This is a genomic window from Nostoc sp. FACHB-152 (genome assembly GCF_014697475.1).
Classification (GTDB): Bacteria; Cyanobacteriota; Cyanobacteriia; order Cyanobacteriales; family Nostocaceae; genus Nostoc_B.
On record NZ_JACJRV010000003.1, the window covers coordinates 66,717 to 79,796 of the forward strand.

12 protein-coding genes and 1 pseudogene are annotated in these 13,080 nt (G+C 39.7%); 3 read left to right on the plus strand and 10 right to left on the minus strand.

What is annotated here, in order from left to right; all coding sequences use genetic code 11:
* Positions 1-143: 143 nt before the first annotated feature.
* The 7 genes and pseudogenes from H6G76_RS04085 to gcvT form a co-directional block, all read right to left on the minus strand.
* Positions 144-1,103, minus strand: coding sequence for a DUF928 domain-containing protein (locus H6G76_RS04085; RefSeq protein ID WP_190695725.1), 960 nt, complete (start codon positions 1,101-1,103; stop codon positions 144-146).
* Positions 1,104-1,504: 401 nt separating this feature from the next.
* Complete coding sequence (locus H6G76_RS04090) at positions 1,505-2,236, minus strand: DUF928 domain-containing protein (protein ID WP_190695727.1); 732 nt, start codon at positions 2,234-2,236, stop codon at positions 1,505-1,507.
* 6 nt (positions 2,237-2,242) lie between these two features.
* Positions 2,243-2,779, minus strand: a pseudogene (locus H6G76_RS04095) (DUF928 domain-containing protein); the annotation flags it as partial.
* A 312-nt stretch (positions 2,780-3,091) separates the two neighbouring features.
* A complete protein-coding gene (locus H6G76_RS04105) occupies positions 3,092-3,571 on the minus strand; it encodes a DM13 domain-containing protein (protein ID WP_190695740.1) in 480 nt (159 codons plus the stop codon).
* Between the two features lie 283 nt (positions 3,572-3,854).
* On the minus strand, positions 3,855-6,752 hold the full coding sequence (gene gcvP / locus H6G76_RS04110) for an aminomethyl-transferring glycine dehydrogenase (protein WP_190695742.1): 2,898 nt from the start codon (positions 6,750-6,752) through the stop codon (positions 3,855-3,857).
* Positions 6,753-6,897: 145 nt separating this feature from the next.
* Entirely contained in the window at positions 6,898-7,284 is a 387-nt protein-coding gene (gene gcvH, locus H6G76_RS04115) for a glycine cleavage system protein GcvH (protein ID WP_190695744.1), read from the minus strand.
* Between the two features lie 279 nt (positions 7,285-7,563).
* Positions 7,564-8,694 carry a glycine cleavage system aminomethyltransferase GcvT gene (gcvT, locus tag H6G76_RS04120; RefSeq protein ID WP_190695747.1) on the minus strand — a complete coding sequence of 377 codons (1,131 nt, stop codon included), beginning with the start codon at positions 8,692-8,694 and terminating at the stop codon, positions 7,564-7,566.
* Between the two features lie 281 nt (positions 8,695-8,975).
* Between gcvT and H6G76_RS04125 the strand changes: the two genes are divergently transcribed.
* On the plus strand, positions 8,976-9,470 hold the full coding sequence (locus tag H6G76_RS04125) for a pentapeptide repeat-containing protein (RefSeq protein ID WP_190695749.1): 495 nt from the start codon (positions 8,976-8,978) through the stop codon (positions 9,468-9,470).
* A 102-nt stretch (positions 9,471-9,572) separates the two neighbouring features.
* Here the strand turns inward: H6G76_RS04125 and H6G76_RS04130 are convergent, their stop codons facing one another.
* The 3 genes from H6G76_RS04130 to H6G76_RS04140 all read right to left on the minus strand — a co-directional run bounded on the left by H6G76_RS04130 (position 9,573) and on the right by H6G76_RS04140 (position 11,139).
* Positions 9,573-9,923, minus strand: a complete 351-nt coding sequence (locus H6G76_RS04130) for a DUF760 domain-containing protein (RefSeq protein WP_190695751.1) — start codon at positions 9,921-9,923, stop codon at positions 9,573-9,575.
* Positions 9,924-9,947: 24 nt separating this feature from the next.
* The gene (locus tag H6G76_RS04135) at positions 9,948-10,103 is read right to left on the minus strand and encodes a hypothetical protein (RefSeq protein WP_190695753.1); all 156 of its coding nucleotides are present in this window, start codon (positions 10,101-10,103) and stop codon (positions 9,948-9,950) included.
* Positions 10,104-10,239: 136 nt separating this feature from the next.
* Positions 10,240-11,139: a DUF3365 domain-containing protein gene (locus tag H6G76_RS04140; protein ID WP_190695756.1), complete on the minus strand. Its 900-nt coding sequence runs from the start codon at positions 11,137-11,139 to the stop codon at positions 10,240-10,242.
* A gap of 102 nt (positions 11,140-11,241) precedes the next feature.
* Here H6G76_RS04140 and H6G76_RS04145 point away from each other — a divergent pair, with 102 nt between their 5' ends.
* Positions 11,242-12,108, plus strand: coding sequence for a phosphate/phosphite/phosphonate ABC transporter substrate-binding protein (locus H6G76_RS04145; RefSeq protein WP_190695759.1), 867 nt, complete (start codon positions 11,242-11,244; stop codon positions 12,106-12,108).
* Between the two features lie 221 nt (positions 12,109-12,329).
* On the plus strand, positions 12,330-12,902 hold the full coding sequence (locus H6G76_RS04150; protein WP_190695762.1) for an HMA2 domain-containing protein: 573 nt from the start codon (positions 12,330-12,332) through the stop codon (positions 12,900-12,902).
* Positions 12,903-13,080: the final 178 nt, after the last annotated feature.

The window sequence follows — 13,080 nt, forward strand, 5'->3', positions numbered from 1 at the left end:
ATCTCTATATTAAAAGCAATTGTAGGTAGATGGCTTCAACTGTCGATGCTATGTGTAGCTGGTTTTCATCGCTGAGTTGCTTTTAAGGAGGGAGCAGGGATATTCAACGCCAAGTTCTGCGAGGAAAGTTCAATTCTTTTCATTTACTTGAGTGTGCAACAAGGTACTAAAGGTTCTTTAACAATTGTTTCTAATCCAGCAGATCGTAACAAGTCTTCCCAGTCATTCTTAATTGCCAGATCATTGGGGCTTGATTGGCGTAATTGAGTCAAAATAGTTAATGGATTTTCCCAAATTCCTGATAACGCATAGATAGCTGCTTGCTCTTCGGGCTTGGCTTTTGCTAACTGAGTTTGGAGTGTTTGATCAGGTGCAATGCGTTCGATAGAACCATGAACTACATAGTCTGAACTTCGTTCTTTGCGATCGCAAATTAGCGAGAAGTACCATTGGTAGGACTTACCAACTTTCAATTTTGGTACATTGGCATCAACAGGCAAACTTAAACTTACAATTCCGGGTTGGCTAGGTACTGGTAAGGTTTTTTTATAAATTACCTCTTCTTGGTCATCTTGTAAAACCAATTCCATGACTGGTGCAGATGTCTGCGGTAAGTAGAAAAAGAAGGATGGGTTCGCTTTGGTTGTTCTTTGGGTGTCAAATTCCGGGGTAAGTGCTGTTAAGCGTTGTTTACCTTGAATGCAAGCTTCTCCTGCTTCATTGAGATGTATATAGCCAGAACGGGTAGCTCCTGGTATGCGCCTTTTAGCTACACCAAGATTTGTGGGGATGTAAGTGACGTAGGCTTTTGCGTTATTACTAGCCCGGCGATCGCGCGAGACATAAATTTCGAGATTACGTATGGCTATAGTTGCATTGCGATCGCCTGGCCTTTCATAAAGTGCTTGTTTAAAATAATCTATAGCTTCTGCGTAATTACGCTGGCGGGTCGCAGTGTAACCCAGTTGCATATATTTTTTGTAATCAATCCGGGCTTGCACAGTGCCAGGAAGTTTTGCTAGTGCTTTATTTAAGCTAACAGGTAATATAGAAGCAAGTATCAAGGCAACACAGAAGCATCTAATCAGAAAAACGGATTTCATAGTCAATCCCCCTACGTCCTGGGAATTTACGGTCTTGGGCTTTACTTATGTTGATACATTACATCTATGTTGCATTCCGTAGATGTATACAAAATTTCATTTTGATTTTCTGACATTAGTAGTGAATATTATACTTACCCAATACCTTTCGGTTAAGGGGGAAAGGGTAAAAAGTAGAATAAAGCCTTTAACCCTTACCTTTAACCTTTTCCCAAAACCAGATTACAAGTTAAAAATGCTTAACCGAACAGTATTGTATACTTACCTACAAACTTAGTTGATTAATTAAATAATCAGCTCCCCGGCTTTTTAAATAAGTCGTGGAGCTGAAACCCCATAATTTTACTAAATCTTATTTGATGCTTATTCTACCCGATCATATAGATCACAAATCCTAGAGTTTAATTAATTTGTTGCATCACATTTTCTTGCTTGGCTAAAGGTGCTTGAGCCAATTGTTTATCAAATTCTATGCCTTGGCTCATTAACAAGCTTTCCCAATCAGCTTTGAGTGCTGTATCGTAAGGACGGGAATAGCGCAATTGGGCTAAAGTATCAAGTAGATCTTGCCAAATACCTGCTTCTGCATAGATACTTAAACGTTCTTGAAGGTTAGCTTTTTTTACCTTACTTAAAACACTAGAATTGTTAACGCGTTTGATTGCTCCGTTAACTAATTTATCTAAAGAACGGTCTTCAGTATTGCAAATTATGGAGAAGCTCCATTTATAAGTTTGGCTTTTTTTTAGTGTATTAACGGGTAGAGGGATACCAACCACGCCAGGATTACCAATAGATTTATAGTTTTGCTTGTAAATTAGTTGGTCTTCTTCATCTGTGATCACTAATTCTAATTGTCGTGCTTGATTCTGAGGAATATAAAAATAGAGTGCGGGGTTGGATACAGTTGTTAAAGAAATATTTGATTTCGGAATCAAAGCAGTTAAATGTTGATGTCTAGCAACACAATTTTGACCGCGAGAGCCACCAGGAACTCTGCGTCCAGGTGCGCCTAGATTTGGTGGTAATTTAACTTTGACTTGTGCTTTTACTGGAGCTATGGAACAGACAAGCGCAAGTATTGTAATTCCAGAAATTACTTTAGTTGAAAGTTTTGGTAAAAAATTGTTCATATTAATCTACTCCTGCGTTCGGTTATTAAAATTTGAGGCTGTTTTCGGTTTCAATACTAATGACTCAGGAATTAGTGGCGGCTGCGCTATTTGCTTATTTAAGCTAACATCTCTGCTTGTGCTTAGTCCTTTCCATTCAAATGCAAGTTCTTGATTATTAGCCTCCAAATAGTGCCTTTGAGCTAGAGTGGTGATTGTATCTGACTCAATACCAGCTTCTGCATATAAAACTGCACGCTCTCGTTTAGTTACTTGTTTTAGTTTTCTTGCTAGTTGCGAATTTGGTAGTAGGCGTTGTCTTAAACCTGCTACACATTTATTTTGAGACTTATCGGCCAGTTGACAAACCACTGATAATTTTCATTTGGATTTTTTGTTTAATACTAAATAATTAACAGTTAGATTTAAAACAATTATTCCAGTTTTATTACTAAATTTGGCTTTTTGTTTGTAAACGTATTGCTTATCTTCATTTTGAACAATCAGTTTTAATACTAGCGTAGAAGTTCGAGGAACATAGAAACGCCATGTGGAGTCGGCTACAGTAGTTAATCCTGATTAAGATTCGAGAATCAAAGATATTACAGGAATTCCTCTCTGTAAACACTGATTATTAGCAGCAGACACAGGTGATCTCCCTCTAACTGGTTGTCTTCCTCTTGGGGATGCTCGTTGTGTTTCGAGAGAAGAGCTTCTTTTAAAGGCTCGAATTAGTTTTAGTGGCTGTAGCTGTGCTTAAGGATTTCTACTTGTATCTTCTGGCGACGATGATTCATAAACCCGTGTTCCCGCTAATATTAATTCATTACTTTTCCCACTATCTATGACCATTAATTTTAGGGATACTCACTAAAATTATTTGCTGAATGCGGCATAGCCAAAGGTAGCATTAAATAGGCGACACCAAATAGCTGCACTGGCGAAGTCTGCAATCTTCACACTGTCAGGAATAGCATAACGTTGCGCTCCAGACACTTTTTGTAGTGTCCCCAAAGTGACGTAATCTTGTTTTTTAAGACCAGAAATGGGTAATTTTTCTTGGCGGTGGAGAATTACAAACAAGTCTGGCCCATTGTCTGTTTTAAAGTTCTGGTCTAGTTCCAAAAAATTATTACCGTTTTCAGTGATAATGCGAGCCATCCCTGTGGTCTTGTGTTCTGCTTTCACAAAACTACCTGATTTCACAACTGTACCTGCGCGAGATGCAGTTTTCGGCGGTTGAATACTTTGAACACCTTGGCTACTAGCGTTTTGTGCAGGTTGTGTCGCTACCTCTTTGTTACAACCAAATATCGCCAAAGCAGCCAAACCCAAAACTAGGAATTTTCCTTGCATGGCTTAAACAGCCTCCAATTAAGCTACTTATGTAAATTTTTGCTCTTGTTGCTAACAAGCAGTGTATTATTATTTGCCTTATCTTTAATCTCAGGATAACTACTAACTGCGATCGCAACATAGCATAAAGCTACAGTAAAATACACAAGTAGTATGGAAAATTGCTGATAATTTTAGCAAGAATTTATAATTATTATCAAAAAAATTATATGGTGATCTCAAACTTGAGTGTTGAGTGTTGACCGTCAACACTCAACACTAGTTTTCCTAATCTTCTGCTTTCCTAAGAAGCATACGCTTCCATTGGTAGACAAGAACAAACAAAATTCCGGTCACCAAAAGCTGCATCGATACGACCAACACTCGGCCAGAATTTAGCTTCACGCGTCCAAGGTGCGGGGTAGGCGGCTTGTTCGCGGGAATAGGGATGAGTCCATTCGCCAGCAATGAGACTTTCGGCGGTGTGGGGTGCGTTCTTCAACAGATTATCTTCAATATCCATCTTGCCTGATTCAATTTCGGCGATTTCTTGGCGAATAGCAATCAAGGCATCACAAAAACGGTCTAATTCTTCCTTAGATTCGCTTTCTGTGGGTTCCACCATGATTGTACCTGCCACCGGCCAGGAGACAGTCGGTGCATGGAAACCGTAATCTATTAACCGTTTAGCAATATCATCAATGTCGATGTTGGCGGATTTTTTGAGCGATCGCAAATCTAAAATACACTCATGGGCAACTAAACCATTTTTGCCCTTATACAACACTGGATAGTAAGTTTCTAGCCGCTTCGCAATATAGTTAGCATTGAGAATTGCCACCTTGGTTGCTTGGGTCAAACCCGTCGCCCCCATCATGGCAATGTACATCCAAGAAATGACCAAAATACTGGCACTACCCCAAGGTGCAGCAGCAACAGCCCCTGTTGACTGTTGATTTGATTTAGTGATAGGAACTACAGCGTGTCCAGGTAGAAAAGGAATGAGATGGGCGGCTACCCCAATTGGCCCCATCCCTGGGCCGCCACCACCGTGAGGGATACAGAAGGTTTTGTGTAAATTCAAGTGACAAACATCTGCACCCACATCTCCCGGACGGCACAAACCGACTTGGGCGTTCATGTTTGCCCCATCCATATATACTTGTCCACCGTGGCGATGCACAATATCACAAATTTCTTGAATTGCTTCCTCAAATACCCCGTGAGTTGAGGGATATGTCACCATCAAAGCCGCAAGTTCACTACTATGCTTTTCTGCCTTGGCTTTGAGGTCATTCACATCAATATTACCGTCAGCATCGCAGGCAACGGCTACCACTTTCATACCACACATAACCGCACTAGCAGGGTTTGTCCCATGTGCAGAAGTCGGAATTAAACAGACGTTGCGGTGTGCTTCGCCGCGACTGGCGTGATATTCGTGAATTACTAAAAGTCCAGCATATTCGCCTTGAGAACCGGCATTGGGTTGCAGCGAAATTCCGGCAAACCCAGTAATTTCAGCTAACCACGCCTCAAGTTGCTGGAACAGAATTTGATAACCCCAAGTTTGCGATGATGGTGCAAAAGGATGTATCTTGCCAAATTCCGCCCAACTCACTGGGATCATCTCGGCTGTTGCATTCAACTTCATTGTGCAGGAACCTAAAGGAATCATCGATGTAGTTAGCGATAAATCTTTGGTTTCTAACTTGTGCAGATAACGCAACAACTCAGTTTCGGAGTGATAACGGTTAAATACTGGATGAGTTAAGTAGCGGCTTTGGCGAGGTAGAATAATATGACAAGTTGAGTCAGTTAATTCTTCTATAGTGAAGGGTAATTCATCTTTAAGCGCGAAAATTTGCCACAGGTCAATTAAATCTTCCGATGTAGTTGTCTCATCAAGAGAGATACCAACAGCAGTATCATCAAAAATTCGTAAGTTAATATTTCTAGCTTGGCAAGCTTCAAGAATAGCTTTGAGGCTGTGTGTGCCTAATTCTAAGCGTAGCGTATCGAAGTAATTTTCTGAACTAATCCTATAACCTAGACGCTTTAAGCCTACTGCCAAGATTGAAGTTAGCTGGTGAATATTCTCCGCAATATTCTTCAGTCCCTCTGGCCCGTGATAGACAGCGTACATACCTGCCATAACTGCCAGTAGTACCTGTGCGGTACAGATGTTACTTGTTGCTTTTTCCCTACGGATGTGCTGTTCGCGGGTTTGTAATGCTAGACGTAATGCTGGCTTACCGTTGACATCCTTTGATACCCCCACAATGCGCCCTGGTACTTGGCGTTTATATTCTTCTTTGGTAGCTAAGTATGCTGCATGAGGCCCGCCAAACCCTAAGGGAATACCAAAGCGTTGCGTACTACCCACGGCAATATCAGCACCAAATTCGCCGGGTGGTGTGAGTAAAGTTAAGCTGAGAGGATCGGCGGCGACAGTAACTAACGCCCCTAATTCATGGGCTTTGTCAATAAAGGCGCGATAGTCGTAAATAGTGCCGTCGGTGGCAGGATATTGTAAAACTGCCCCAAAAATTGGTTGAGTAAAGTCAAATGTCTGATGGTCGCCAACTATAATGTGAATTCCCAGAGGTTTCGCCCTTGTTTGCAACACATCGATAGTTTGGGGATGACAGTCACGGGAGACAAAGTAGCTATTAGCTTTATTTTTGCTGATGCCGTAACTCATACTCATCGCTTCGGCGGCGGCTGTTGCTTCATCTAGTAATGAAGCGTTGGCAATTTCCAAACCTGTTAAGTCAATAATCATGGTTTGGAAATTCAGCAGTGCTTCCAGTCGTCCTTGGGCAATTTCTGGCTGATAGGGAGTGTAAGCAGTATACCAACCGGGATTTTCTAAGATATTACGTCCAATTACAGGTGGTGTAATGCAGTCGTAATATCCCATACCAATGTATGAACGACAAACTTGATTTTTAGCAGCAATGTTTTTTAACTTGGCTAATGCTGCGTACTCACTTTGTGCGTCGGGTAATTGTAGCGTTTGCTGCAACCGGATTGCTTGTGGTACTGTGCGATCGATGAGGTCGTCTAAGCTGGAAAAATCCAGCAGTTCCAGCATTTGCTGAATCTCATGGGAGTTAGGGCCTATATGTCGTTCTAAAAAATTAGAGGACGATGAATTTACTGGGTGGGTGGACTTGGGGTGAGGGGCATGAAATACCACAAATTGAACTCCGGACGCAACTATTTAATATTTTGCAATAAAAAATTCTTTTCACAAGCCGACACTAAAAGAAAAGTACGAAGTATGAAATTACTCTGCGGGAAGCTCCCCAAAGGGCGTATACATACTTCATACTTCATACTTCTTAATGGCCTTCAACCAAGGCACTATACTCATCCGCAGTCAAGGCTTCGTCAAGTTCACTAGGATCACTAATACGTACTTTCAAAAACCATCCATCGTTGTAGGGATCATCTGACAGTACTTCAGGATCATCAATCACCGCATCATTACGTTCTACTACTGTACCTGTTACTGGTGAAATTAATGATTCAACGGCTTTTACTGATTCAACTGTGCCAAAATTGTCGCCCTTGTCAAGAGGAGTACCAAGGTCAGGCAATTCTACAAACACAATTTCACCTAATTCCTTGATAGCAAATTGAGTAATACCAATGGTAGCCATGTCACCATCTAGGCGCACGTATTCATGACTATCCAGGTATTTCAAATCTTCAGGATATTCAGACATATAAATTACTCTCCGATATCACAACAATTATTGTCCCAACAGTAATGCTAATCATCTTTGATCAGGAGCTTTACTCTAGATTAGACTTCATGCAGAAGTCGGGAAAAGGGTAAGGGGGAAAGGGTAAAGGGATAAGAAAAAACCCTTTCCCTTTTACCTTTTCCCTTTGCCCTCTCTTGCAAAAAGAGTTTTGCAAGAGGTCTATTGAGTAGTTCACAACACATTATTCCTTAAAAACTGCAAAGTATGAAGTAAGTAGACGCGTAGCAACTTGTAAGTTCAGGCTTTAGTTTTTGAGCGATAAAAGGGGCGTTTGACTACCACGGCTGGGTATGTTTTACTGCGAATTTCTACTTCTAGTTGCTGGCCGACGCTTGCTAGTTTGGTAGGAACGTAGGCTAAAGCAATGGGGTAACCAAGTGTAGGAGAGATAGTACCACTGGTAACTTCTCCGATGACTTGACCTGCGGATAAAACTTGGTAGCCGTGACGGGCTATGTTACGTCCTGGCATTTTTAAACCTACGAGTCGGCGTTGCAGTCCGTTGGCTTTTTGTTGTTCTAAGACTGACCGACCAATAAAATCGCCTTTGGTATCGAGGTGAACTAACCACCCTAAACCAGCTTCTAGGGGTGTGGTTGTATCGTCGATGTCTTGACCGTAAAGTGCCATTGCGGCTTCGAGACGCAGGGTATCCCTTGCACCTAGCCCACAGGGAACGACACCAGCGTTGTAAAGACTAAGCCATAGTTCTATGCCTACTTCTGGGTCTACCATAATTTCAAAGCCATCTTCCCCGGTGTAACCTGTACGGGCGATGAAGGCGGGTTGACCTAGTAGGGTTGCTTGTAAATGACCAAATGCTTTGATTGGTTGGAGGTTTTCTGCGACAAATGGCTGGAGATATTTAACTGCTTGTGGCCCTTGCAGGGCAATTAAAACTTTTTCTGGTGAGATGTCTTGAAATTTTACTTGATCTAAATTGAGGTTTTGCAATAGCCATGTTTTATCTTTGGTAGTGGTCGCTGCATTGACAACGATCGCCACTTTCTCTACACCTGTACTATCTTCACCTTGATAATAGACAATAATATCGTCAATTATTCCCCCTTGGGGATTTAACAATACTGTATATTGTGCTTGACCAGGTTGTAATCGATTCAAGTCCGAAGGTACTAAACCCTGGAGTTGGTCAATGACTTTTTTCCCTTCTAGCGTGAATTTGCCCATGTGGGAAATGTCAAACATCCCCGCAGCAGTTCTCACGGCTTCGTGTTCGCTGGTGATACCACCATATTGTACGGGCATTTCCCAACCACCAAAGCTGGTCAGGCGGGCTTTGAGTTCTACACCCAGTTGATATAAAGGAGTTCGCGCCAAGGATGTGGCGATGTTTTCTTGATTAGACACGTAGTTATGCTTTGCGATCGCACTTCAACTATATATCCTACGGGATTACCTTTAATTTAGCTGGCAAGGTATAGGAGGTGATAGGTAACAGATGACAGGTGATAGGTTACAGGTTTCAGGGTTAAAAGTCTTTTGCTGTCTCTGCTTTATTATTAGTTAATGCCCTAAATATATTGGTTGTTACTATCAAGCATCAAATACATACCCTACTGCTTACTCTCTACTCCCCATTCCCTAGTAATCTTATTGTTAGGAATGTTGAGATTTGTTAAGAAGACATTATGAAGTATTGGCGCATACTAGCTAGTTTTGCCTTAGCTATGATTCTATTGTTATTTCCTTTGTCAGCGCAGGCTGCTAGTTCTTCGAGTATTACTCGTTCTGCTGGCGATGAAGTTAAGGGAAAAGATTTTTCAGGACAAAGTTTAATTGGTAGTGAGTTTACCAATCTTGATTTAGAGAATGCTAACTTCAGCAATGCTGACTTACGTGGAGGTGTGTTTAACGGTACCGTCCTCGAAGGAGTCAATTTTCAGGGTGTAGATTTTAGTAATGGCATAGCTTATCTAGCCAAATTCAAAAACACTAACTTAAGCGATGCGATTTTGACAGATGCGATGATGCTGCGATCGACCTTTGATAATGTTGAGATTACAGGTGCAGATTTTACGAATGCAGTGTTAGATGGCCCACAGGTAAAAAAACTCTGTGCTAAGGCTAGTGGTGTCAATTCTAAAACTGGTGTGGATACACGTGAATCTTTAGGATGTAAGTAAATTAATAGAAACACCCTCCCGATATTTGGGAGGGTTATTGATTGCAAATGCCAAAACGCAGAGAAGCCCAATCATATAGTAAAATGTAGTGATGTAGTGGCACTAGAATTGCTGAATATTTTTAGCTTGGTCATCTGTTAATCGCAAAGCTTTTTCTATTTGAAATCTTTGTTCAGCATTGCGTAAAAAATAGCCATCCACCATAGCCGAACCTAATAACCTACCCAATTCTTCGCGGCTAGTAGTAATTAGAGTATTAAATCTATCATTGGGTAAATTTCCCAACATAGCTACAATAGCTTGATTAATTAACTGTAATACTTCTGGTGAATCTGGTTTAGATAGCTGAACAACCGTTTCTCGATTTAGAGATTGCACATATTCCCAAAACTGATTTTTGCTAACTTCTTCAGGTGTAATATTCTCTGGTTGGCGAGGAGAAAGATTACTCATAGTATATTTTCCGGTTGCGCTTCACTATATAGAATTTATCAAGTTTTTATTGTCTATATAGTCTGATAAACCGAACATCCACAATCTGGTTTTTTCGACATGAGGCAAATCTTGTATACTCATATCGCTTAATTTTAAATCTTCAACTTGTCGCAAATGTTCAATCAGAGACGCACCCATAATTTTTCCCCTCAGCACTGGCAATTTTACCTGTTGTAGAGGGTGATAAGATGATTTGTGTGTACACCGTAGCCTTAAGTAAGAGGCGCTAGGGTAGGCTAATTCTATGCAGCCTCATAAACAATTGGTGGTATAACTAGTTCTGCTTATCTAACATATCCATAGCTATGTTTAAACTATATTTCATCCGATTAAATGCTGCTGATAAACTACCAATCTCATCATGAGTATTTTCTTCAAATTCAGCAGTCATATCTCCAGTACTAACTTTTTGAGCGATTCTTTCAATTTTTTGAATTCGCTTAATTATGGTCTTTTTAATTAAGAAGTTAATTAAAAGCACTATTATGGCAAAGATAAACACTAAAAATGCCATAATTAATAACCAAGCTCTTTGCGCGCTATCAAATACTTCTTCAGAAGGAACAGAGACTATCTGAGCCGCCACTATCTCATTAAAGTTCCAACCAAAACCATTTTCTGAACCGTAAGTTCTTAACTGACTTTTAGGAGCTTTGTCTGGGGTAGAATGGCATTGCAGACAGCTTTGTTCTGTAACAGCTAGGGGACGAGCAATATAAAATACTGTGCCTTCTGGTAAACTACGAAAGTCAGCAATTTCTTTGAGTGCGGGATTCTTGCGAAAGCGATTGACAATTTGTGCTTCATAACTATCGGCTTTGTCTCGTAAATTAGTTGGATTTAAGGTAGCTTCTTTATAAAAGAAATTTTGATACTCTTCATTTTTGCGTAGATTTGCAAATACTTCTGTTGCTGAGTAAGCTGGTACTGTTTCTGGTATAAATAATGGGTCTGTTTCTAGTCTAGATAACAGTAAATTTCTCACTTGATTTTGGGTGTATTTTCTCACAGAAGTCATTGTTTTAATCAGAATTGAGGCTTTACTAGTTACTTCAACTTGCGCTCTATGCTGGAGTACACTAGATAAGACAGTTCCACTTATTACAATGCTGATGAGAAAAACTATGGTTAAAAGCAGGGTAAACTTAGTACCAATTTTTAAGTTTTTTAACATAATTTTTAGTTTTAAATGTTTTATTATACACGGTGATATGAAAGTTACTCTAGCTAAGTTTACTGATAAAAGCAAGTATAGTTGCTGTAACTAAAATTTAGAATGTTTAAAAAATTAACACGTCGTTTTTTTCTTGGTCAGTTGCTATTCTTAATAGTTCATGGCTGTAAGTCACAAAAAACACTTGAAGGCGGATTAACTATTGGTGTAATTGACTATGATGGGGGAACAGAAATAATTAATCAGTATGCTAAATTTAATCGTTATTTAGCTGAAGCGACAAAAACAAGAATTATTTTAGAACCAACTTTTAACGAAAATAAAGCTATTGAACGTTTGGAATCTCGCGCTTGGTCATTGGTATTTGCACCACCTGGTATAGCTGCTGTGGCGATCGCTCATTATCAATATATTCCGCTTTTTCCTTTAGTTGGGGTGAATAATGTACGCTCTGTATTGGTAAGTCGTGAGGATAGACCTATCCGTGATTTAAAGAATTTACAAGGTAAAACAGTAGCGTTAGGAGAATTAGGTTCAGCTACGGGTTATTATTTTCCACTGTTTAATCTTTATGGCTTAACCTTGGCTGAAGTCTTATTTGCTCCTACACCTACAACCGTTCTGGAATGGGTAGCACAAGGCAAAGCTGATGCTGGTGCTGTTTCCATCGAGGAGTATAATCGCTACAAGTCAACTCTACAAGATACTAAACTTCGCATCCTTTACACAGATCCACACTATGTTCCACCTGGTGTGGTTTTAATTGGTTCGACTGTAGAACGCAACCGCCAAGAGTATATTCGCAAAGTTATGAGTGAGTTCCCCTCAAAGTTAGCTCAAGAAGTTGGATATATACCCAACGCACCTGTCCCAAATTACAAATATATAATTAGTGTAGTTGAGAGGGTGCAATTATTAGCAGATAACCTGCAAAGCAAACCTGTTGATTTATTTGAGAAAAGGCAATAGGCAATAGGCAATAGCAAAGAAGGCAGGTAAAAATGTACTGATTTTTTCAAAAATTAAATATGAGTCCTATACAGATGAAGCTGTTAGTTCATATCTTCATCCCATTGATAGAAATGTAAACTATTCTTTTGATAGATTGTCAATTAAATTCAACTACTTAATATGAATAAATAGTTAAATAACTATTATAAAAAAATATTTTATATTACATTAAATTGAACATGATTGAGCGAAATTCATTTAAATCCAACAAAAATCGTCCTATTAGGAAAAGTGGGCAACCTCAAACAGCACCAGTACAAAAGATATCTTATAGCGTTGCCCATGCAATGCCAGGAAGAATTCGCTTTCGGATTCCTCGGCTATCTAAAGATACGGAATATGCTAAAAAACTTCAGTTAGTAATAGAATCTCAAACTAAGAATGCAACAGTCCGGATTAATCCTACAGCTGCATCGATTATTGTTCATTATTCAACCCAATTAATGCCAGTTGAACAAATGCGATCGCATTTAGTCAATCTTATTCAAACTGCACCAAATATAGCTTTGCCAACCAAAGTAGGCACAAAAACAATTGTCGGGACAATGTTTGATGCTTTAATTAGCTTATTTGAAAGTTTACGTAACGTTAATAAAGCAAGTACCGCTATTAAGCATCATCAAATTAAGAAAAACTTCTGGGAGCGATTACTCTCTAGTGGGGAAAACATAATTAAAGGTCTGAAATCTGCTATAATGTTTGTCTTGCCTAATCAAAAATTGCAATCACAGTCAGCACTAAACTCTGCTTGATTCTAGCATTGTGACGTTACGGTGGAATTATAAGTGCAGGAAATAAAGCTACTATCTCAAAGTAGAAAATAATTTTGATTTAGGTTCGTCAAGCACGTAATTTTGTGGTCGGTTTTTACTCTACCAGTCTTATTATTTTTAGCCAGAATGTAATTTAGTCGTGCAATATATTGCACTT